Consider the following 23,440-nt stretch of genomic DNA (forward strand, 5'->3'; position numbering starts at 1 on the left):
GTTCTCTTTCAAACTCACAATAGCAATCTTATCATGGAATGAAATGCTCGTCAAGTGTTTTTTCTTTACAGAGTAAAATTTGTAAGGCAGATATGTATTTTGATCTGACTTTTCCAGAAGCTGGTGAAAGTGAGCACTGAATATCCAGCTTCTTTCTCCATAAAATCTCCATATTCCCACAGTATACTATAAACTGTAAAAGATTTTTAGGAGGACTATGATATGATGCATTCGATGTACGGTTTGTTTGGAGGAGGTTTCAATATGATGTTTGGAGGCCTGTTTTGGTTGGTACTCATTATCATTTTTCTGTATCTGCTATTCAGAAAGGTATCTGAAGATAATTCGCACCACCATACGCGTTCAAGAAAACAGTCAGCGTTAGATATCCTGGATGAGGAATACGCTAAAGGAAACCTGTCAGAAGAAGAGTATATGAGAAAAAAGAATAACTTAAGACAATAACCGGTCGAAAAAAGACTGAAAAGGCTGAAAGTTCCCCCTTCCCTTTTCAGTCTTTTTTAGCTTGAGAGAAAGGGATTCGTGCTATAGTAAAGGTGAAAGTAAAAGGAGTGAGCAGGATGTATGAAGATCAGGACTTTATCATGCGCCAGATCAAAGGCTATGCGAAAGGCCTTGGGGTGCTTTTGGATATCTCTTCCTTAAAAGAATTGCTGAAGCTGGAGTTTTCGGTGGAAGAAGATTTGACGGACAGAGAGATCGAATCCATTATTTACACTGCCCGAGTGGAAAATTATATCAACCGGCGCCTGCTGTCTGAGGAGGAACTCGAAAAAATGCTGGGTCTGCCTCCAGAACAGCTGGACAGATTGACCACCACCACTGAAACGGCATCCGAAGATGAACTGGACAAACTTAAAAAACTGATTGAAGATGAACAGTACTGGCTGAATCAGGACACGAGTGACCAGTAACCAGATTGTGTTGCCACTGTTCCCCCGATCCAATGATCTTGTCGGGAATAGACATATATTTCAGTGTCAACCCCATCGCTGCGCCCTAAAATATAATCACAGGCATATCATTTCTATTCTCTGGGATTGTTTGATAAACTAATATAGGTATGTGAACCGTACATATTCAAACTATATTAGGAGGAATTTACAATGAAATTTATCGTTGTAGGAACATCTCACGCAGGCTATGAAGCAACTGAAACACTCTTACAGGAAAATCCGGATGCAGAAGTGCATCTTTATGAACGCGGGTCTACTGCCTCATTCTTGTCTTGCGGAATCCAAAGCTATTTAGAAGGCATTAGTAAAAATGCTGACCAGCTTCATTACGCAACAGAACATTCTTTTAAAGAACAAGGCGTCATCGTTCACATGAACAGTGATGTTGTCGGTATCGACGCAGCCAATAAAACGATCACAGTGAAGTCTGAAGACGGCGAATCTGAAGAGTCTTATGACAAGCTATTCCTCTCTCCTGGGGCCAAACCACTGGAATTACCGGTTCCTGGAACAGATCTTGAGAATGCGTTCTACGTTCGTGGACGAAACTGGGCAGAAAAAATCAAGGACCGTATGGCAGAATCCAAAAAAGCCGTTGTTGTAGGTGCAGGATATATTGGTATCGAAGTTGTTGAAGCCTTTGCCAAAGCCGGTATCGAAGTAACTGTCATCGATGCACTCGATCGCATCCTGAAAACATATCTGGACAAAGAATTTACTGATATTCTTGAAGATGAGATGCGCGACCAGGGAATCACTGTCCGTACAGATGAAATGGTCAAAGAAATCGTTGAAGAAGATGGTAAAGTCAAAAAAGTCATTACCAACAAAGGTGAATATGAAGCAGACACGGTTATCCTTTCTGCCGGTGTTCGTCCAAATACCAAGTGGCTGGACGGCATTATCGAACTGGATAAAGACGGGACAGTCGTTGTGGACGAATATATGGAAACATCTGAAAAAGACATCTTCGCAGCAGGCGACGCTACTAAGATCCCATTCGCTCCAACACACGGCGGTAAACTTATCGCTTTAGCCTCAAACGCCCGTCGTCAGGCAGTCGTTGCAGCTAAAAACATGAGTGATAAAAAAATGAAAATGCCTGAAGTGACCGGGACATCTGGTCTCTCTCTCTTCTCACATAAGTTTGCTTCAACAGGTGTCAAAGACATCGACAGTGACACAGTAGAAGCTGAAGTAACAAGTAAATTTGTAGAAGAAAAATTACGTCCTTCATTCATGGGAGACGATGAAAAAGTTCTCATGAAAGTGCATTATGAGAAAGACAGTCACCGTATCGTTGGCGCACAATTGATGTCGACCTATGATATTACGCCTGCGATCAATACACTTTCTGTAGTGATCACAGCAGGATGGACATTGGAGCAGTTAGCCTTTGCCGACTTCTTCTTCCAACCTGAATTCAACCGTCCATGGAACTTCCTTAACGTCCTTGCCCACCAGGCATTGGAAGAACCATACGGCAGTGACAACATGTTATTCTAAAAAGTGTGAGTTTAAAGCCCCGTACTATCCTGTTGACGCAGGATGGTCCGGGGCTTTTCTTCTTTTCTTTTGAGACGCATTCAATACGCCTGTTTCAAAAACATACTGTCCTTACCCCTGTTTCCTCCTCCATCGGCTCAGATACCTCTTCTCTGCCTGGTTGTAAAATGTATCAGGCGGGCGTATTCAGAAAAAAGGTTGAGCGATACCCGTGAGGTGCCGATTCGTCAAACTCTTGAAGATTAAAAATCGAGTAATGTAAATAAGTTGTTTATTAGCAGTACTCACGCATCTTTCGTTTTGAGCAAACCTAATGAGGTGATCATTAGGCGTACCCAAAAAAAATTGGTGGTGAGTACACCGATTGAGGCAATCATTAAACGTACCCGGGAGGAATTACTGGCGAGTACGTCCATTGTGGCGCTTATTGGACGTACTCACAGTGATGTAAGCTTGAGCACGCTGAATGACCCTGTTATTCAACGCACTCACAAGAAAAATAATTGGAGCAAACCTAATGTGCTTCATATAAGACGTACTCAGAAGAATATATTGATAAGTAAACCCTTTGTGGCGTTCATTCAGCGTGCTCGCGGAGTCATGAGATTGAGTACGCTCAATGAGTCGTTCATTAAACGTACCCGGGAGGAATTACTGGCGATTACGTCCATTGTGGCGCTTATTGGACGTACTCACGATGAAATATGCTTGAGCACGCTGAATGACCCTGTTATTCAACGCACTCACAACAAAAATAATTGGAGCAAACCTAATGTGCTTCATATAAGACGTACTCAGAAGAATATATTGATGAGTAAACTCTTTGTGGCGTTCATTCAACGTGCTCGCGGAGTCACGAGATTGAGTACGCTCAATGAGTCGGTCATTAAACGTACCCGGGAGGAATTACTGGCGATTACGTCCATTGTGGCGCTTATTAGACGTACTCAAAAGAAAATCTGTTTGAGTAAACCTAATCATGGGAGCATAAAATGCACTCATGAAGAACCCAGTCTGACCAGGTCTAATAAGGTCTGGATTAGGCCGCGGCCTAATCCCACCTATCTAAAAGATCTTAGTACACAGAAAAAGCAGGCGGACTGGCCGCCTGCTTCCCTTCTATTATCTCTTGCGTTTGACGATTTTTTTCTTCTTTTTCTTCTTTTTGCTGCCGGAGTTGCCTCCACCGCCAAGACCGCCGAGCAGGTCGCCCATGCCACCCATATTGCCCATGCCGCCCTTCTTACCAAGCTTACCTTTGCCTCCGCCCATTTTACCGAGCATTTTTTCCATACCGCCCATTTTACCGTTGGACATTTTGCCCATCATCTCTTTGGACTGTTTGAACTGCTTGATCAGGCGGTTGACTTCCGCGATGTCACGGGCTGACCCTTTAGCGATACGGCGTCTACGTTTCTGTGACAGGAGATCCGGGTTTTCACGTTCTTCTTTGGTCATGGACATCACGATGGCTTTCATGTGCGCCATGTCTTTGGGATCGACTTCGAAATTATCCATGCCTGGCAGATTGTTCATACCGGGGATCATCTTGATGATGTCTTCCAGCGGTCCCATGTTCTGCATCTGGTCCATCTGCTCGATGAAGTCGTTGAAGTCATAGCGGTTCTCACGCATCTTCGCGGCCATTTCTTCGGCGCGTTCTTCATCGACTTCCTGCTGAGCCCGTTCGATCAGGGTAAGGATGTCGCCCATCCCCAAGATTCGGTTGGCCATACGGTCCGGATAGAACGGTTCTAAAGCGTCAAGCTTCTCTCCGGTACCGGTGAATTTGATCGGTTTGTTGGTCACGGAACGAATAGACAGTGCCGCACCCCCACGTGTGTCTCCGTCCAGTTTGGTCAGGATGACACTGGTGATGTTCAGGTGTTCATTAAAGGAATCCGCCACATTGACGGCGTCCTGACCGGTCATCGCATCAACGACCAGGAAGATCTCATGCGGATTGACGGCCGCTTTCACGTCTTCCAGTTCGTCCATCAATTTTTCGTCGATATGCAGACGACCGGCCGTATCGATGATCACGACGTCACGGTTGTCCGCGATCGCTTCTTCAAGACCACGCTTGGCGATCTCGACCGGGCTGACCTGGTCGCCCATGCTGAACACTGGGATATCCAAGTCACGTCCCACAGTCTGGAGCTGGTCGATCGCAGCCGGACGGTAAATATCCGCCGCCACCATCATCGGTTTTTTCTTCTCGTACTTGCGGAGATAGTTGGCCAGTTTACCAGCGGTGGTCGTTTTACCGGCACCCTGCAGACCTGTCATCATGTAAACCGTTGGACCTTGTCCAGGTTCAGCGAAGATGATCTTCTCCTGTTCGCCACCCATCAGTTCTGTGAGTTCGTCGTTAACGATCTTGACGACCTGCTGTCCGCCGTTCAGACTGCCGAGAACTTCTTCTCCGAGTGATTTTTCACGAACGGTTTTAACAAAATTTCTTACCACTTTATAATTGACGTCGGCTTCAAGTAAAGCGAGCCTGACTTCGCGCATCACATCTTTGACATCGGCTTCGGTTACTTTCCCTTTTTTACGCAGTCCGGAAAAGGCATCCTGCAGACGTCCGGTTAATCCTTCAAAAGGCATACGTGCTTCATTCCTCTCTCATGGTTTCTAAACTGATTGCCTGAATATAGTCAAACAGCTGAGAATCCTCATTATAATTTTCTTTCACATAGTCACTTAAATCTTCTACAGCTTTTTGCTTTTTCTCAAAGTCCTCTACGAGGTGCAGTTTCTTTTCATAATCCGTCAGAATCGTTTCTGAGCGCTTGATGTTGTCGTACACCGCTTGACGGCTCACAGAAAAGGCATCGGCGATCTCACCCAGTGAGTAATCATCGCCGTAGTAAAGCTGCATATATTCCTGCTGTTTCTTGGTGAGCAGCGGACGGTAGAACGAGAACAACCGGTTCATGCGTAACGTTTTTTCCAGTTCCATTGATTCTTCGTCTCCTTTATCCCTGCCCAAGCATCAATAAAAGCCTTTAGGCAGTCTGTTCGATCAGTTCCTTGAATAAACCGTAAGCGAATTTCTCCGTGTCGAATGGGTGTAAGTCGTTCATCGTTTCACCCAAGCCGACGAATTTCACTGGCACACCGAGTTCTTTCCCAATCGCCAGAACGATCCCACCTTTGGCCGTACCGTCCATTTTCGTCAAAACGATACCGGTGACATCGGTGGTCTCTTTAAAAATCTTGGCCTGGTTCAAGGCGTTCTGTCCGGTCGTCGCATCTAGAACTAAAAGTGTTTCATGCGGCGCGTCCGGGATCTCTCTTGAAATGACGCGTTTCATTTTTTCCAGTTCGTTCATCAGGTTCTTCTTGTTCTGAAGACGTCCGGCTGTATCAATGAGAAGGATATCCGCGCCAGAATTTCTGGCCGTTTCGATCCCGTCATACACAACAGCCGCAGGATCGCCGCCCTGTTTGGTCGACACCACTTCAGCACCCACGCGGTCTCCCCAGACATGCAGCTGTTCGATCGCTCCGGCACGGAAAGTGTCTCCGGCAGCCATCACGACCTTCTGGCCTTTTTCGATATACTGATGCGCCATCTTGGCGATCGTGGTCGTTTTACCGACACCGTTGACTCCGACGAACAGCACGACCGTCAAGCCGTCTTTGTTTTCATTGAAAAAGTGGTGGTCCGGGTTGGTTTCGCCGTACATGTCCACCATCGTCTGGACGATCACGCGCTCCGCGTCTTTCATGCTGCGCACATTCTGCACTTTTGATTCATAGCGCAGCGTATCGGCGATATGCATGGTCGCTTCAAAGCCGACGTCCGACTCGATCAGAAGATCTTCCAGTTCTTCGAAGAACTCTTCATCTTCATAACGGAAGTTGGCTAACAGTTCATTCAGGCGACGGGTGAAGCTCACACGGGATTTTTTCAGTCCTTTTTCATACTGTTCCGTTTCCCGGCGGTCATTGTCCGGCTCAAGCGTGGTATCTTTGGCCGTGGACTGTTCACTGATCTCAGTGACTTTCTCGACTTTTTCGTCCTCAGAGACCTCACTGACCTTTTCCTCTTCCTTGACTTCCGGCTGTTTCGGTTCTTCTTTCTTATCCGCACCAGTAAAAGCTGATTTGATCTTGTCAAATAATCCCATAGTGGATTCACTCTTTCTATAGCTTATTTATCTTAAAGTGTTTGTCTTAATAAAATCAGTTTAACACATATTTCTCGATAGCATAACCGACACCGTGCTCATCATTCGTTTTCGTGATGATCTGTGCGGCATCTTTGACGAGCGGTATCGCGTTTTCCATCGCCACGCCGGTACCGGCACGCTGGACCATGGCCAGGTCGTTTTCCTGGTCCCCGATGGCCATCATATCGGCCACATCGATGCCTAAGATTTCAGAAAGAAGGTCGAGGCCTTTTCCTTTATCGATCGATTTCGGCATGAATTCCAGCAGCTGCGGACGTGATTTGATCAAGTTGTAACGCTCACGGTAAATATCCGGGATCTCTTTGATCTTTTCGTCGAGCTCTTCCTGATGCCAGCAGTAGACGATCTTATTGATCGGAAACTCTTCCGGCAGGTTCGTCATATCGATCGGCTCAAACGGCAGGGCATTCATGACTTTCGGATACTGTGACGGTTTCCCTTCAGGATAAGGCGGCGCGTGAACGGTATCCAAGTCGATAAAGTTGCACGGCAGTCCCAGATCCTGACTGAGCTTGTAGATATCCAGGGAGTCTTCTTTAGGAAAAGTGATCTGACGGACGGATTCACCGGTTTGTGTCCACTGGACTAAACCGCCGTTATACGTCAGAGCAATATCTCCTGCTTCTGTGAGCCCACAGTCTTCCAGGATATGCAGCATGGCTTTCAACGGACGTCCGGTAACTAAAACGACTTTCACACCTTGCTCTTTCGCCTTTCTGATCGCGTCTTTGTTTTTTTCTGATACTTCATGGTCACTGTTAAGTAGTGTGCCATCCAGATCGATGGCAACGAGTTTGATAGACATAAAATCCTCCAAAGTTTGTTATTGGGTCACTGTATCTTCGATATCCTGCAGGTGCACGGAAACGAGTCGTGACACGCCTTTTTCGCGCATGGTCACCCCATAGAGCGAATCGGCTTCTTCCATCGTGCCTTTTCTGTGCGTGATCACGATGAACTGGGTATCGGACGCAAATTCATGCAGATAACGTCCGAAACGGGTGACGTTGGCTTCATCTAAGGCCGCTTCCGCTTCATCCAGGATACAAAATGGGATCGGTTTGACCTGGATAATGGCAAAGAGCAGCGACAAGGCTGTCAGTGCACGTTCACCGCCGGACAACAGACTCAGTGACTGCAGTCTTTTTCCGGGTGGCTGGGCAATGATATCGATCCCTGAGTGCAGGAGATCATCCGGATCGGTCAGACGCAGTTCCGCTTTCCCGCCCCCGAACATGCGTGGGAAGACGAGTGCGAACTGTTCTTTCACTTGACTGAAGGTCTCGTAAAAGCGGCGTTCCACTTCTGAATCCATCTGATCCATCGTATCATATAATTTCTCTTTCGCTTCTAAAAGATCCTGCTGTTGAGCAGCCAAGAAGTCATGGCGTTCGGCCACGCGTTCATACTCTTCGATGGCCCCCAAGTTGACAGGACCCAGTTCTTCGATTCCGCGTTTCAAAAGTTTCACACGTTTTTGAGTCGCTTCGGCATCGATCTCAGCCGGCTGAATGCTTTTGGCTTCTTCATAGCTTGTTGTGTATTCTTCTGACAGATACTCAAGCAGATGATCCATCGAGACATCCAGACGGGACTGGGCGATCTCCAGCTGATTCTTGTTTTCTGTGAGTTCAGTTTTATATTGGATCGCATAGGACACAGATTCATCCAGCTGACTGACCGTTTCGTCAAGCTGACTATGCGACTCTTTCAAGTCGCTTTCCTGAGCTTTCAGTTTAACGGCTTCTTTCTGCAAGGTTCCCAGCTTCTCGCCCAAGTCTTCTTTCGACTCCAGCTCCACGCCTTCTTCCAGCTGGGTGAGTTCTGCTTTGATGTTCTCAATCGACTGGTCGACGTCGCTGATCTGTGCTTCCATACTTTCGCGTTTGGAACGGGTGAAAGCCAGGGTTTCACGCTCAGCATTCCACTGCTCGCTCAACTCTTCGCGTTCACTTTCCAGGCGGTCTTTCTGGACCTGCTTGTCTTCTTTTTCATTGGTCAGCTGGTCCAGTTCCTGCTTGAGGTGTTCCAGATCAGCTTCCGCACGGACACGTTTTTCCTTGACCTCTTTCAAGTCCGTTTCGACTTGGGTCTCTTCTTTTTTTGCTTCCTGCTGTTCATAGCGCAGACCTTTACATTCGCGTTCCAGACGGTTCACGGTTTCTGTCAGACTTTCGACCACTTGTTCCAGCTGGCGTTCTTCCAGGCGTTTATCTTCGCCGGAGGTCCGCAGCTCTTCCAGGTCTTTCGTCAGAGACTCGATCGTGTCTCTGTCCGACTGGTTTTCGTCTTCACGCAGTTTGATGGTTTTTTTCAGCTCATCGATCTCGATGCGCAGGGCTTTCTGTTCTTTCTTCTGAGAGAACAGATGGGCATTAGAGGAACGCTTGCCTCCGCCCCCGGTCATCGAACCGCCGGCATTCATCACGTCGCCGTCCAGACTGACGATCCGGACAGAATAGCGCAAAGCTTTCGCGATGGCGTTCGCTGACTGGAGATCTCTGGCTACGATCGTTTGACCGAGCAGGTTCTCCATGACATTTCTGACTTTGTCGTCAAAGTTGATCAGGTCACTCGCGATACCGATAAAGCCGTCCACGTCTTGTGCCTGCTGTCGCATTTGTGGTGAAACAAAACGTTTTTTTATGGTGGTCAAAGGCAGGAAAGTCGCCCGGCCGGCCTTTTTGTTTTTCAAATAAGAGATCGCATCGCGTCCGGCTTTTTCGTCTTCCACGATGACGAACTGACTGGCTGCGCCTAAAACCACATCGATGGCTTCGGTCACGTCTGTCGGCACATCCATCATGTCTGCGACCGTCCCGACGATCCCTTCCAGCCTGTCTTTGCCGCGCATGACGGCTTTGACTCCGGCGAAGTAGCCGGCATAATTCTCCTGCATTTCCTTGAGACTGGCTTGTTTGGCCTGAGCCCGCTGCAGCTGCTGGTTCAACTGGTTCAGTCGACTAGCTTTCTGCTTGAAGGACCCTTGCGTGTCGTCCATCAAGGCTTTTTTAGACGTATACGTTTCTAGAAGCTCGTCGATTTCTGTTTTGATCGCTTTGAGAGTCGCTTCTTTTTCTGTGTGAGAGGTTTTGGCCTCAGTCAGCTTCTCTGACACGTCATTGAGTGACTTTTTGTGCTTTTCAGCATTGATTGTCGCCTGCTGACGCTCGCGTTCCAGATACATCTCTTCGTTTTTCAGAGACGTCTTGTTCTGCATCGCATCGATATACTCGCCGCGCAGCTCCTCGATGGCTTCTTCCTTGTTCCCCATCAGACGGGCCAGACGCTCGTCGTACTTCTTGACTTCATCTTTCAGTTTTTTTACATGTTCAGCCTGTTCCTGATAAGTGGCCTCAAGCTTTTCGTAGTCGTTGTTCAAAGTAGCCAGACGAGTTTCTTCTTTTTTCAGACTGGCCTGTTTTTCAGACAGGAAAGCATCCTGATGCCGCTCTTTTTCTTCGACCAGACGCAGCTGAGCTTCTGTCCGTTCGATCTGCTGCACAGATGTGATGGTCTGCGCCTGCAGTTTTTCACGTTTGTCCTCGATGGCATGAAGTTCGGTGCGCTTCTCTTTCAGTTCCGCTGACTCACGGTCGATCTTTGCCTGGACGCGTCTAAGATCCTCGTTCAGTGCTTCGATCTTGGTTTTATTTTCTTTCTGTTCCTTTGCATACTGATCGATCTTGAGTACCGACAGGGCGATGTCCAGATCCGTGAGTTCTTCTTTCTGTGACACAAAGGACTGGGCGATGTCTTTCTGTTTCTTCAAGGGTTCCAGCTGGTCGTTCAGTTCATACAGGATGTCCTGAACCCGGTCCAGATTGTCCTGGGTCTCAAAGAGCTTGCGCTCCGCTTTCTCTTTCTGAAGTTTGTACTTGAACACGCCGGCAGCTTCTTCAAAAATGGCTCGGCGGTCTTCCGCTTTACTGTTGAAGACTGCTTCGACCTGCCCCTGACTGATGATGGAAAAGGATTCTTTCCCAAGTCCCGAATCCATGAAGAGATCCACGACATCTTTCAGCCGGCAGCTTTCTTTATTGATGAAGTAGTCGCTGTCTCCGTTCCGGTTGATCCGGCGGCCGATGCTCACTTCTTCAAAGTCGATCGGTAAAAAACTGTCCGAGTTATCCAGGATCAGGGTGACTTCAGCGATATTGATGGCTTTTCTTGAATCGGTCCCTGAAAAAATAATGTCATGCATGCGTCCGCCTCGTAAGGTCTTGGCCGACTGTTCACCCATGACCCAGCGGATCGCTTCGATGATATTCGATTTTCCGCTGCCGTTGGGTCCCACAACTGCTGTGATGCCGTCGGTAAAGTCGATGACGGTCTTGTCGGCAAAGGATTTGAACCCTTTGATTTCTAATCGTTTTAATTGCACGTTTAAAGTCTCTCCTCTCTAGCATTTAAAGACTCTTGAAACAGGTTTAAACACTAGGACTGATTCGCGTCTTCCAGGCTCTCCAGGGCATGCTTGGCCGCATTCTGTTCCGCCGCCTTTTTGGATCGGCCGGCACCACGACCGTATGAATCTCCTTCAACAAACACCTCGACCACAAACTCGCGCTGGTGATCAGGTCCGCGTTTATCAACGACCTTATACTGGATCGTCACGACGCCGTTCTGCTGAAGCAGTTCCTGTAGAGCAGTTTTGTGATCCATCCCATGAGAGAAAGCACCGGAATCGATTTTCGGGAACAAGATCTGTTTCAACACCTCAAGCACAACGTCCATTCCCTGGTCAACAAAGACCGACCCGATAAAGGCTTCGAACACATCACACAAAAGTGACGGACGGTTCCTCCCGTTCATCTGTTCTTCCCCTTTGCCTAAGCGGACAAATTCATGCAGCTGATACTCTTTGGCCAATTTGGCTAAGCTTTCTGCACGGACGATCGACGCACGTTTGCGTGTCAGCTGTCCTTCAGGCTGTGTCGGATATTTGTGGTAAAGGTAATCGGAGACGGTGAGTTCTAAAACGGCATCGCCGAGAAACTCCAGTCGTTCCAGATTCTTGATATTCTGTTCACGATGATCATTCGCATAGGATGAATGGGTAAACGCTTCGACTAAGACAGACTCGTCATCGAACGTCACACCAAACGTTTTTTCAACATGGTTCACTAACTTTTTCGTCATATAACTTCCCTCCCTTACAAAAAAATTCTATACCCTGTTAATTATACTTGATTTCATGGGAAAAATAAACAAGGGACTGCAAGGAAAGCCGGTTCTGTTCGGTTTTTTGCGATGTTTTCGGCTTTTTTCGGTCGCGTATCCTGAAATGAACGATCAGCTGGCTGTTTATGCGTCCGATTTCGCTTTTATTATGCCTGCTGGCGCCCCTCTGTTCGCTTCGATAAGGACCAGACTGATCATTTCATAATGGTCATATGCGCTAGCCAGCGCGTATGGTCTTCTATATAAAATCGAAATCACTAAAATTGTCTATTCAAAGACAAGCCGGGTGTCTGTTATCTCTTTTTTGGAAGCGTTATAATAGGAGTTAAAGATAAGGAGGAATTTAATTTGGTAACTGAATATCACGTAGCAAAAAATGGTTCAGATCAAGCTGAAGGCACGAAACAGGCGCCTTTCTTGACCATCAATAAAGCGGCAGCTGTCGCCATGGCCGGCGATACGGTCATCGTTCATGAAGGGGTCTATAGAGAACTCGTCGACCCACAGAATCCCGGCTTGAGCAACTGGAGACGCATCACGTATAAAGCGGCTGACGGAGAAAAAGTTGTGATCAAAGGTTCTGAACAGATCGATTCCTGGGAAAAAGTAGAAGGATCCGTCTGGCAGGTCGTTATTCCAAACGCCTTCTTCGGCAACTACAACCCGTATAAAGAAGAAATCTACGGCGACTGGGTCGTTTATAACCCAAACCGTCACCTGGGTGAAGTCTACGTCAACGGCAAGTCCTTCTATGAAGCGGAATCCCTGGACGAAGTGAAAAAACCTGAAGTCAAAACAGAAGCCACAGAATTCTGGCAAGGCATAACGATCCCGGCTCATGATCCGGAAGGACAGAAATACGTCTGGCACGCTGAAGTTGATGACATGAACACCACGATCTATACCAACTTCCAGGACTTTGATCCGAATGAAGAACTGACAGAGATCAACGTACGTAAAGCCTGCTTCTTCCCTGAAAAAACCGGGATGGACTATATCACTGTTCAAGGGTTTGAGATGGCTCAAGCCGCAACACCTTGGACGCCCCCTACTGCTGACCAGCCCGGACTTATCGGACCGCACTGGAGTAAAGGCTGGATCATCGAGAACAACGATATCCACGATGCCAAGTGTTCCGGTATCAGTATGGGTAAAGAAGCATCGACCGGCGACAACTTCTCAAGCAAGCGCCGAGACAAGCCTGGCTATCACTATCAGATCGAATCGGTCTTTTCTGCCAAGAAAGTGGGCTGGAGCAAGGAAAAAATCGGTTCGCACATCATCCGTAACAATAAGATCCATGACTGTGGCCAGAACGGTGTGGTCGGCCACTTGGGCTGTATTTTCAGTGAAGTGTCGGGCAACCACATCTACAATATCGCCGTCAAGCGTCAGTTCTACGGACACGAGATCGCCGGGATCAAACTGCACGCGGCCATCGATACACAGATAGAAGATAACCGTATCCACGACTGTACCTTGGGCATCTGGCTCGACTGGCAGCTGCAAGGGACTCGTGTGACACGTAACCTGTTCTACCGCAACAGCCGTGACTTGTTCGTCGAAGTCAGCAGCGGGCCGTTCATCGTCGACCATAACATTTTGACAGCGGACTACGCGATCGACAACCATGCCCAGGGCGGTGCTTTCGTCAACAATATCGTCCGCGGCCATATGGAACACCGCAAGATGCTCGACCGGTCGACGCCTTACCACGTGGCGCACAGCACAGACATCAAAGGCTTCTCCCCTGTTTACGGCGGAGACGACCGCTGGTACAACAACATCTTCATCGGCGACGAAGGTATCGAAGGTGTCGGCACCGATCACTACAAGGGCTACACGACGTCGCTTGAAGAATACATCGGCAGCGTGCATAACGACAAAGGCAGTGACCACGGCGCCTACAACGTTGTCGAACAGCCTGTTTACATCAATCAGAATGCTTACCTGAACGGGGCAAATCCTTTTGACCGTGAAGAAGACAATCTGGTCACGGCTCACGATCCAGAGATCAAGATCGTTGAAGACGGCGACGAAGTATATCTCGAGCTGAACATGTCTGAAGATTTTGAAGACCTATTAGGCGACGTTCACTCCACACACACTTTGGAGCGCGTCAGACTCACCGACGTCGATTTTGAAAACCCAGACGGCAGCGAAGTCGTTTTGAACGCCGATTTGCTCGGTAACATTAAAGAAGGTCGTTCTGTACTCGGCCCCTTAAAAGAACTGAAGAGCGGCAAGAACCGCATCAAAGTCTGGGACTGACCCTAGTGATGAATAAAAAAAGTGTAAGGCGACTGTATAAATCAGTTGCCTTACACTTTTTTCTCATTCTTTTGCCTCTTCGATCGCTTTCTCTAAGTCACTTTGATAACCGTGAACCGTTTCAGGCAGATCACTGCGCCGTTTGGAAATGGAATACGACTCATCCTTATTGACATAAAAGATGACTGTTCCTTCGTTTCCCCGTATATCCGACCATTCCAGTGTTCCCCTCGTACCTATAACAGCAACCTCCTCGATGACAAGTTCGTTGTCATTAATCTCTTCTAGCGGATCATTGGGTTTCCTTTTGTGGGATGCGATCCAACGGTCTTCTACAGCAGACCGTTCTTCTTCGCGTGCATCGAGCCGGTCATTTGAAATGTCCAAACGCGCTGACATGAATGAGACGACCGCAAAGCCGATCAGGACCAGTGCCGAAAGAGACACCGCACCGACTCCGATATACATATAGAACTTCTTCATTCCTTCACTACCTCTTTACTCATTGTTTCTGAAATTTCATTCATCACATGATGATACTCATGGATATCATCGCCTGAACGGCCGAAAAACTGAAAGGATGTCCCGTTTCTGATGTAGAGAACTTTCCCCTTTTCGCCGCTTTCAGTATCTGGCCATACAACGACACCGCGTTCATTGTCCAGAACATTATAGGCATCGATATACTCTGACTGCTCTTCTACCGGCTCAACTGACGCTTCTTCTTCCGCCTGTTTCGGCTCATTCATCAGCAAACTGATCACTACGCCAAGCATGAATAAGGCGATCGCCGCTAAAATGAATGAAAAGAGGAGCGCTGCCGACTTGCCTGCATAAGTAAAAAACTTCTTCATACGTCCTCCCCTTCCCGACCGCTCACAGTCGCCAGACTTCCAACTGCTTTTTATGTATATACATAGATGATAAGAGACCTATGAATAAAAGTCAAGAAAACACGTGTTTTTATATAGTGGGTTGGTCCTGCAGGTGTTCTTTGTTAACATGAAAATGAATCTGCAACACGGAAGGTGATTCGTATCATTGAACAGATTGTTGGTGTAATATTGATTCTACCCATTTTTTTTTGCTGCTCGGGATGTTGATACAAACAATATATACTCTTATAGTCATTCTAGTATATGCACTGAGATTTGCAGTTGAGACACTTTACTATCTCTTCATTTGGTTCATCTATCTTATCCATTTCATCTTAGACATTATCGGAGTCGCACTAGATATTATTCATGATCAATTACAAAAACTTCTCAGCAAATTGAATGATGAGGAAACATAAAATCGGGCAGAAGAAACTTATAGAACAGGGTTGCGTCACTGTGATAAGTAACGCAGCCCTGTTCTTATTTTAAGATCGCTTTTGTCTTCTTTTTTCAGCAGTGAAAAAAACTTTCTCGTCTTCCCTTTTTCCGATCGACACGAGTTCAATGATTTCTACTTTACCGTCTTTAGTCGGTTTAAAGATAAGCCGAATACCCAGTTTATTGTTTTTGAGTTCCTTAAATCCTGCTAATTTGGCATAATATGTGTTACCCAGGTCTTTACCGATTTCTGAGCCTCTAAGACTAAGACGATCTACAGCTATATCTACCCATTGTTTTAAAGAACCGTCCAACTTTTTGTATTCTTTTTTCGCTTCTCTCCAAAAATAGACGTCCGCCATCAGTCGAAGAGAACCTCATCTGTCATAGCACCAAAAGGATTTCTGTCTTTTTTCGATTCCAGGACTTCCCTAGCAGGAATCAGTTTCCCGGGCCCCTCATTGACACGGGCGTTCAACTGAGCATAGAAAAGACGATTTTCTAACTCTTCATTTTTTTTAACTAGATCTTCATAGACATTTACACTGATGATGACTGCCTCGGGTTTGTTATGATTGAATACAAAAGTAGGCTCTCCTGTTTCATTTGCTTCACTGACGATTTTTGAGAATTCTCTTTTCACTTCTGTTACTGATCTTGTCTTCACATCAAGTGTTTTCATTTTCTGCACCTCTTTCTCGTATATCTTCTTGCAACTATTATACTTCATTAAAACACTTAATTCAAATCATAAAAAAGAACTTATTTAAGTGCCTTTTTAAAAGCTCAGTCAAATATCTCATTTCTTGTTTTTAAATAAAAAAAGACCAGGCTGCTGCACCTGGTCTCGATCAGTTCTATTACTGTTCCATACGCAAAATGGTCTGTATAAACGCATGATACGTCTTGCTTTTGATCAGTTTCTGGATCAGCTGTTCATCATTGACGATGCGGCTCAAAATCCTGTACATCTCCTGCAGGTCTTCCTGACTGTTCTTCTCTACATTTAAGAGGCAGACGAACTGCACTTTTCGGTCGGCCCACTCGATGGGTTTTTCTAAAGTACAGACGGTCAAAAACGTCTTGGAGGTCTGCGGTGAGATCGGATGAGGAACCGCGATCATGTTGCCGTAAGCGGTCGGCGCAATTTTTTCCCGTTCATAGATCAGCTGGGTGTAATCTTCCGCAAGATCGTCGACTGATTTGGCGTAGTCGGCCAGGAATTCAATAACGTCTTTTTTTGAAGTGAGTTTCTGATTCAAGAAGACATTGGCTTCCGGGAAATAGTCGGTGATGCTCTTTTCTTCAAAGGACACATACTGCTCGATCCGCGCTAAATCTTTCTGACCCAGTATCGCGTTCACTTCGATCACCGGGATCGGCAGGTCTTCTTTGACCGGGACCGAACTGATGATGAAGTCCGTTTCTTCAAAAGGGATATCTTTGATCTTGTAATACTCTGTCGTGCCCAGAACGTGGATCTGCGAACGGAAAGCGGCTTCGATGCGGTACTTGATCAGCTGGGCACTGCCGACGCCTGACGCACAGACGATATAGCACTGCTTCGGCCGGTTCGCTGCTTTCTTGCGTTCGATCGCGGCCCCGATGTGTAAAGCCAGATAGGCCACCTCGTTCTCGTCGATCGATACGTTAAGCTGCTCGTTTAGGGCCATGGCGGCAATGATCCCTGCTTCAAAGGCCAGCGGATAATTATTCTTGATATCCTCCAGCATCGGATTCCGGATCGTCATGCCGAATGTGTAGCGATTGATGGCCGGCTTGAGATGCAGCCCCAGTCCGATGATCAGTTCCCTGTCATTCTGGATACCTAAAGAGAAGCGCTCTTCGACGGCATTCAGCATTTTTAAAGTGAGTGCATGAATGCCTTCGTCCATCACGGTTTCGATCTCCTGATTGATCGACCGGTCTTCACTGACCAGCTTGGTTCCTAAGAGATGAATGGCAATGTAAATTACTTCGATCTTCGGAAACGACACATCCAGTGCTTTCTCCACTTGTTTCACGATATTGTGAGCCACGGTATACTCTTTCTTCGTCTTGATGCTCTCGATATCCTGGTCGATCAAGGCGATATGATGCCCTTCTGTGATCCGTTTGTAAGCGATGATAATATGAACGAACAGATTATTAATGGCAATGTCTGATAAGGTCACTTGATTGATGCGGAGCTGTTCCAGAAGGAGTTCCCAGACATTGTCCAATTCTTCCTGACTAAGGTCGGCGACTGTCGTCAGCTGATCCAGCCACATGAGATCTGGGGTAAGTCGTTCGCGGTCAAAGAGATATTCCGACATGGCGAAGCGGCGGTTCAGTTCGCTCCCTGAAAGCTTAAGTCCATAACCGGGCCGGCTGACTAAGGCCAGTGAGTACGTGTTCAGACGCTGTTTCACTTCTTTCAGATCGACTTGAAGTGTGGATTTGCTGACATGGATCTCGTCGGCCAGATCATCGAGCTTGATAGAATCTTCAGAAAGCAGAAAACGCCGGATGACATAAGCCAGACGGTTGTCTGGTGTCGTCGGGACCGTCGCCTGCTGCTCTGCGTCCTGAGTCAGGTTATTGAGATAAGCGCGAAACAGTTTCGGTTCATCGATGCTCAGTTCATACCCGACGCCTCTTTTAGAAATGATCGCGGCACCATAGTCATTCAGCTCGTCATTGATCACTTTGATATCGTCTCTGATCGTCCGGGAACTGACATCCAGCCGGTTCGCCAGCTGTTTTCCAGTCAACGGGTGGTTGGATCCCATCAGTTCTCTCAATATGGCTTCTATTCGATCGTCCATCGTATCCTCCTTCCTCTAAAACCTAGCTGTTTTTCATGCACAAAAGCGCAGCAATCGTTATCGCTACGCTAAAGCACTTTTCTCTCATCTATCTTAAACGTTAATCGTTGAATCCGTTCTGTTTTGAAACTTCAGCGATCCACTCGGCACTTTTCTTGGCCGTCCGTTCGCCGGTCTCCAGGTCCACGGAGAAGAAACCGTATCGGTTCTTATAGGCATTCATCCATGACCAGTTATCCATAAAGGTCCATAAGTGGTAGCCTTTCACGTTACAGCCTTCTTCCGCTGCTTTATGGAGCCATTTCAGATGCTCTTTGATAAAGTCGATGCGGTAATCATCTTCGATACGTCCATCTTTAATAAAGCGTTCTTCGTTCTGCACGCCCATGCCGTTCTCGGAGATAAAGGAGTCGATGTTGCCGTAATTTTCTTTCAAGTTGATCATGATATCGTAGATGCCTTTTTCATAGATCTCCCAGCCGCGGTACACATTCATCTTGCGGCCCGGCATCTCATAGTTGTCGAAGAACCAGTCCGGCATGAAGGGTGCATACGGATTCGGCAGATGCTCTTTCGCTTTCACACGTCTCGGCTGATAATAGTTTACCCCTAGTATATCAATGATATTGTTTTTAAGTAAATCCTTATCGTCAACTTTTGTTTCAGGCAGCTGTCCATGCTCTTCTAAAAGCTCGATCAGATCGTCCGGATACTCGCCTAAAACTGCCGGGTCCAGGAAACTGCGGTTGAAGAACAGATCACAGATATGTGCGGCCTTGAGATCGGCCGGGTTCTGACTGCGCGGATAAGACGGGGTCAGGTTCAATACGATACCGATCTTGCCGTCCTGTGCCTCATGATAGAGTTTCACTGCACGGGCATGAGCGATCATCGTATTATAAGCGACTTGAATGGCGCGTCTGGCGTCCACCACATTAGGATAATGGAAGTCGTACAGATAACCCCCTTCTACAGGCACGATCGGTTCATTGAAGGTGAACCAGGTCTTGACCCGGTCGCCGAACAGATCAAACGCTATTTTTGCATAATCAGCATACGCCTCGATGACCTCTCTGTTTTCCCAGCCGCCGATGTCCTGAAGTTCGATCGGCATGTCAAAGTGGTACAAGTTGACGAAGGGTTCGATGCCCTGATTCAACAGCTCGTCGATCACCTCGTTATAGAAACGGACGGCGTCATCGTTCACGTCACCTTTGCCTCCGGGGATCAGCCGTGCCCAGGAGATCGACAGGCGGAAACTGTTATGGCCGATCGCTTTCATGTTTGTGATGTCTTCTTTATAGCGGTGATAAAAGTCAGACGTCTGGTCTGGACCGACACCTTCAAAGAAACGGTTCGGTGCTTCCTTGTACCATCGATCCCAGATCGTTGCGCCGGAGATACCGTTCGTGCTGCCTTCTGTCTGTGTGGCGGAAGCGGCACTGCCCCACCAGAAGTCTTTCGGGAATTGGTAATCTAAAGTCATTAACGGACCTCCTGTCTCAGTCTGTGCAGTTCGATGATTTCAACGGCCATGTCTCTTAACGTCATCGCCGTCATCAGGTGGTCCTGTGAGTGGACTAAAATAACATTCACGCCTGCACCGTTTCCTTTAGCTTCTTCCTGCAGAAGTTCGGTCTGGACGCCGTGAGCCTTGCTTAACTCTTCACCGGCTTCTTTGATTTTCTGATCCGCTTCTTCAAAATTACCATCTTTCGCTTCCTGGATGGCTTCCATCGCACTGGACTTGCCGTTTCCTGCGTATAATATAATCTCAAAAGCGATCTCGTTCATTCTATCGTTCATAAATATCCCCCTTTGATGTTTTAAAAGAAAGGCGAATCCCCTATGCCGGGATTCGTCTTCTTAAATGTTTATTAGTTTGTTGCTTGAGCACTCAGTTCTTCACCATAGTATTGCTTATCCAGCAGTTTGACGAATGGCAGCCAGATGACAAAGACGATACTCATACTGATCAGCTGCATGACAGATCCCATGATGTTGTTCCCGGTCGCCAGATACCCGCTGAGTAGTGGTGGCGTGGTCCATGGTACGATGACCCCGGCCGGTTTTGGAGCAAAGCCAGTTGACATCAGGAAGTAAGTCACAGCCGCAACCACAACTGGGGCTAACAGCCAAGGAATAAGAACTAGTGGATTCATGATGATCGGTAATCCGAAGATGACAGGTTCATTAACGTTGAATAGTCCCGGAGGTCCACCCAATTTACCCAATTCACGCATCTGTCTGCTTTTCGCTGCGACAAAGATAGCGATGATAACAGCTAAGGTCATCCCAGATCCGCCGATACCTACGATAAAGGTGTCGATAAACTGTTTTGTGACGATGTGCGGCAGTTCTTCACCGGCTTGGAATGCAGCCAGGTTTTCATCGTTCAGTGAATACCAGATCGGGTCAAACACAGAGTTGATGATGATTTGACCGTGCAGGCCGAAGAACCAGAAGACTTGGATCAGCAAGACGGCTACTAGAGTTGCAGGAAGTCCGCTGCCTAAAGCTGTTAATGGCTGCTGGATGATTGTATAGATAAAGTTCTGTACGGTTTCAAACGGTGTGAAAGTGAAGACCAGACGAATGACTAAGAAAATCGTCAAAGTCAGCGTGATCGGGATCAAAGCGCTGAATGAACGCGATACCGCACTTGGGACCCCTTCAGGCATTTTGATCGTCAGATTTTTTCTCACAAAGAAGTGATACAGTTCAGCCGAAATAAAAGCAGTAAAGATTCCTAAGAACATCCCTTGTGCACCAAGCGAGGCAGTCGGGATAACACCGCCGACGCCTTCAACGACTTGGGGTGTCAGGATCAGGAAAGAAGCCAAGGCTACGACACCACCGTAAATGGCTTCGCCTCCGCGGCCTTCGACCATTTTGTAGCCGATACCGATCATGACGAACAAGCCCATGATACTCAATGTCGCTGCGGAAGCAGGACCTAAGGCATTCTGATACGCCGCATACCCTTCTTCGCTGAGCACTCGATCTAAAAATGGCAGGTTCGCAATAACGACGAAGATGGATCCGAAGATAATGAGCGGCAAGGCTACCATGAAACCATTACGCAAAGCCGTTAAGTATCTGTTGTTGTTCAGTTTGTCAGCAACGGGCATCAGTACATTTTCAAGCACTTCCATAAATTTATCCATGTGATACCCTCCTATTTATTGTTTTCGATCAGTTCTAATGCAGTGTCCAGGACAGCTTTGCCGTTCACACGACCATAGTCGACCGGATTGATGACATCCAGTGGAATACCGGCTTCTTCTGCATTGACAGACAGTTTTTTCTTCATGAAGCGCATTTGCGGTCCGATCAGCAGGACATCTGCTTTCTTCATATCTTCAGCAGCTTTGTCTTGAGCCACTGCCCAGATCTCTGCATCCAATCCGCGTTCGTTTGCTTCCGCTTCCATTTTCTGGACCAGTAAGCTTGTTGACATACCTGATGAACAGGCCAATAAAATTTTAACCATGATATTCTCCTTTTCTTGTTCGTTTTTTGACTCTATAAACATCTTAGTATAACAACGCTTACATCACCACACGTAGAATTTCCGTTGACTAACGGAAAAAGAATAGAGGCAGTTAAAGCAGCTGCAAACTTTTTTTACATTTTAGAACGACAGAACACCCTGTTTGCTCCACCAGAGGCATTCATCGACAAATGAACACCACCGCATTATGTAGGGTTACATTTTAACGTATAAAAAGCATCAGAGATTGTGCCGATCACAGCCTCTGATGCTTTCTGCTTCATTTTCATTTATTTAAATAGATGTCTTCCGCTTCTCCTATCATGACTCATTCAAATCGGGTTCGTCATCTATCACGTTTTCGCGCTGACTCAGCTGCCGGTCTGCGAGCGTAGTGAACGCCTCTTCAAGCTTAGGATCATCCACTTTCTCGGCATAATCTTTGAGCCATTCGCTGTTGACATACAGATCACCGATCTCGCCCAGCTCGTCTTTGATGGTCTTCAGCTTTTTCTTCGCCTTTTTCGCTTTCTTTTTGGGCAGGAGATCTTTGTAGCCTTTCACAGCATATCGCAGTTTTTTCGCTTTCTTCCTGACATCATGAGCGGCTTCATGGTCCGAGTGGTCGGCTTTCTCAAAAGCTTTGTACACCTTTTTCTTTCTGGATTTGAAGCGGTCTTTCAAATAAGCCTCAATATCGCCGTCGTCTGTTTTGTCCAGATCGAAAGAGAGCTGCCTGATCCCCTCTTTTGTATCGGCAAGCATGTCTTCGAACGCGGCCGTCATGCCCTTGGTCAGACGCGAACGCATCCACTTGCGCCGTTCGTTATGCAAGTAACGGAACACTTCAAAATAATCGTCGACCAGCTCCGGTTCCTTTAGGGCCCGCTCGCCGCAGGAGTCGATCAGGACATCCCCTTCGCGCAGCGGCTCCAACCGGTGATACGAATCTTTGATCTGGTCATTCATTTCCTTGTACGTCTCTTTACCGATCAGCGGTTTCACGAAATGCAGCAGGGAGCGCAGTTTTCGCATGTCTACCCGGAAGCGATGGGTCCGCTCCGGTGAATAAGGGTTATTCTGGAAATGATGGTAGGACTCTTCCATCGCTTCTGCCCGCTCTAAAAGGATCTTTCTGATCGGTGCGACTGTTTCATCAAGTTTTTTTTTACTCTTCGGGTCACTTTCCCAAAGGAGTTTACCTTGAGTCCGGTCATCGTTCAAACGGATCAGAGCTGCTCCGCCTTTTTTGAATGAATACGGTCTGCTGGTCAAGAGGCCGACCCAGTCGCCCTGGATAGGCTTATGCCCGACACACACGACCCGGGTATCCTCATCCAGCGCCTTGACTTCATTTCTGAAAGCAGTGTAGTCACCGCTTTCTAAAAACTCTTTCTCATCCGCAGCTGGCCATCCCATCTGTTCTATCAAGATTGAGGCCGTCTGTTTGGCCCGTGTTAAGGGACTTGTCCATACTAAAACGTTCCGTTCGGTCTCTATATTTTTCTTGACGGACGAGATGAAAGCGTCAAACGCCTCCTTGCCTTCTTCAGTCAGCTGACGCTTGCTGTCGTCTACATCCGCTGAGCGGTCTTCGGCTATTCCATGACGGATCATAAGTAGCTCTATTGACATATCGATCTCTCCTTTAGTCGATGCCTGTTCAAGTTGATACTTCTCCCTT

General features: G+C 47.2%; 20 protein-coding genes. 4 read left to right on the plus strand and 16 right to left on the minus strand.

The features are described 5' to 3' along the window. Positions 1–222 precede the first annotated feature (222 nt). The 3 genes from BMX84_RS04380 to BMX84_RS04390 all read left to right on the plus strand — a co-directional run bounded on the left by BMX84_RS04380 (position 223) and on the right by BMX84_RS04390 (position 2,483). A complete protein-coding gene (locus BMX84_RS04380; protein WP_091487557.1) occupies positions 223–465 on the plus strand; it encodes an SHOCT domain-containing protein in 243 nt (80 codons plus the stop codon). 116 nt (positions 466–581) lie between these two features. Beyond that, positions 582–935 (plus strand): hypothetical protein, encoded by a 354-nt coding sequence (locus tag BMX84_RS04385; protein WP_091487558.1) that lies wholly within the window; start codon positions 582–584, stop codon positions 933–935. A gap of 192 nt (positions 936–1,127) precedes the next feature. Then, on the plus strand, positions 1,128–2,483 hold the full coding sequence (locus BMX84_RS04390) for an FAD-dependent oxidoreductase (RefSeq protein WP_091487560.1): 1,356 nt from the start codon (positions 1,128–1,130) through the stop codon (positions 2,481–2,483). Between the two features lie 1,122 nt (positions 2,484–3,605). On the opposite strand, the gene ffh is transcribed toward BMX84_RS04390, so the two are convergent. Genes ffh through rnc form a run of 6 tightly spaced genes read right to left on the minus strand, consistent with a single transcriptional unit; the run spans position 3,606 to position 11,827 of the window. Then, a complete protein-coding gene (ffh, locus tag BMX84_RS04395) occupies positions 3,606–5,093 on the minus strand; it encodes a signal recognition particle protein (protein WP_091487561.1) in 1,488 nt (495 codons plus the stop codon). A gap of 7 nt (positions 5,094–5,100) precedes the next feature. Beyond that, positions 5,101–5,448: a putative DNA-binding protein gene (locus tag BMX84_RS04400; RefSeq protein WP_091487563.1), complete on the minus strand. Its 348-nt coding sequence runs from the start codon at positions 5,446–5,448 to the stop codon at positions 5,101–5,103. 46 nt (positions 5,449–5,494) lie between these two features. Then, on the minus strand, positions 5,495–6,622 hold the full coding sequence (ftsY, locus tag BMX84_RS04405) for a signal recognition particle-docking protein FtsY (RefSeq protein ID WP_091487565.1): 1,128 nt from the start codon (positions 6,620–6,622) through the stop codon (positions 5,495–5,497). Positions 6,623–6,677: 55 nt separating this feature from the next. Further along, positions 6,678–7,490 carry a Cof-type HAD-IIB family hydrolase gene (locus BMX84_RS04410; protein ID WP_091487566.1) on the minus strand — a complete coding sequence of 271 codons (813 nt, stop codon included), beginning with the start codon at positions 7,488–7,490 and terminating at the stop codon, positions 6,678–6,680. Positions 7,491–7,508: 18 nt separating this feature from the next. Continuing rightward, positions 7,509–11,069, minus strand: a complete 3,561-nt coding sequence (gene smc, locus BMX84_RS04415; protein WP_091487568.1) for a chromosome segregation protein SMC — start codon at positions 11,067–11,069, stop codon at positions 7,509–7,511. Between the two features lie 53 nt (positions 11,070–11,122). Continuing rightward, positions 11,123–11,827, minus strand: coding sequence for a ribonuclease III (gene rnc / locus BMX84_RS04420; protein ID WP_091487569.1), 705 nt, complete (start codon positions 11,825–11,827; stop codon positions 11,123–11,125). 390 nt (positions 11,828–12,217) lie between these two features. Here rnc and BMX84_RS04425 point away from each other — a divergent pair, with 390 nt between their 5' ends. Then, complete coding sequence (locus tag BMX84_RS04425) at positions 12,218–14,140, plus strand: right-handed parallel beta-helix repeat-containing protein (protein ID WP_143058669.1); 1,923 nt, start codon at positions 12,218–12,220, stop codon at positions 14,138–14,140. Between the two features lie 63 nt (positions 14,141–14,203). Here the strand turns inward: BMX84_RS04425 and BMX84_RS04430 are convergent, their stop codons facing one another. The 10 genes from BMX84_RS04430 to BMX84_RS04475 form a co-directional block, all read right to left on the minus strand. Next, positions 14,204–14,623, minus strand: coding sequence for a hypothetical protein (locus tag BMX84_RS04430; protein WP_091487571.1), 420 nt, complete (start codon positions 14,621–14,623; stop codon positions 14,204–14,206). Further along, positions 14,620–14,994 carry a hypothetical protein gene (locus tag BMX84_RS04435; RefSeq protein WP_091487572.1) on the minus strand — a complete coding sequence of 125 codons (375 nt, stop codon included), beginning with the start codon at positions 14,992–14,994 and terminating at the stop codon, positions 14,620–14,622. The genes BMX84_RS04430 and BMX84_RS04435 overlap by 4 nt, the downstream gene beginning before the upstream one ends. A gap of 509 nt (positions 14,995–15,503) precedes the next feature. After that, on the minus strand, positions 15,504–15,818 hold the full coding sequence (locus BMX84_RS04440) for a hypothetical protein (RefSeq protein ID WP_091487574.1): 315 nt from the start codon (positions 15,816–15,818) through the stop codon (positions 15,504–15,506). Beyond that, on the minus strand, positions 15,818–16,138 hold the full coding sequence (locus tag BMX84_RS04445; RefSeq protein WP_177165461.1) for a type II toxin-antitoxin system Phd/YefM family antitoxin: 321 nt from the start codon (positions 16,136–16,138) through the stop codon (positions 15,818–15,820). The genes BMX84_RS04440 and BMX84_RS04445 overlap by 1 nt, the downstream gene beginning before the upstream one ends. A gap of 178 nt (positions 16,139–16,316) precedes the next feature. Continuing rightward, complete coding sequence (locus BMX84_RS04450) at positions 16,317–18,263, minus strand: BglG family transcription antiterminator (RefSeq protein ID WP_091487578.1); 1,947 nt, start codon at positions 18,261–18,263, stop codon at positions 16,317–16,319. A gap of 100 nt (positions 18,264–18,363) precedes the next feature. After that, positions 18,364–19,749, minus strand: coding sequence for a glycoside hydrolase family 1 protein (locus tag BMX84_RS04455; RefSeq protein ID WP_091487579.1), 1,386 nt, complete (start codon positions 19,747–19,749; stop codon positions 18,364–18,366). Beyond that, entirely contained in the window at positions 19,749–20,069 is a 321-nt protein-coding gene (locus BMX84_RS04460) for a PTS sugar transporter subunit IIA (RefSeq protein ID WP_218142331.1), read from the minus strand. The genes BMX84_RS04455 and BMX84_RS04460 overlap by 1 nt, the downstream gene beginning before the upstream one ends. 71 nt (positions 20,070–20,140) lie before the next feature. Next, positions 20,141–21,430, minus strand: a complete 1,290-nt coding sequence (gene celB, locus BMX84_RS04465; RefSeq protein WP_091487581.1) for a PTS cellobiose transporter subunit IIC — start codon at positions 21,428–21,430, stop codon at positions 20,141–20,143. Positions 21,431–21,441: 11 nt separating this feature from the next. Then, on the minus strand, positions 21,442–21,798 hold the full coding sequence (locus BMX84_RS04470; protein WP_091487583.1) for a PTS sugar transporter subunit IIB: 357 nt from the start codon (positions 21,796–21,798) through the stop codon (positions 21,442–21,444). Between the two features lie 279 nt (positions 21,799–22,077). Then, positions 22,078–23,391: a CHAD domain-containing protein gene (locus tag BMX84_RS04475; RefSeq protein ID WP_091487585.1), complete on the minus strand. Its 1,314-nt coding sequence runs from the start codon at positions 23,389–23,391 to the stop codon at positions 22,078–22,080. Between the last annotated feature and the right edge of the window lie 49 nt (positions 23,392–23,440).

Source organism: Alkalibacterium putridalgicola, assembly GCF_900109825.1.
GTDB lineage: Bacteria > Bacillota > Bacilli > Lactobacillales > Carnobacteriaceae_A > Alkalibacterium > Alkalibacterium putridalgicola.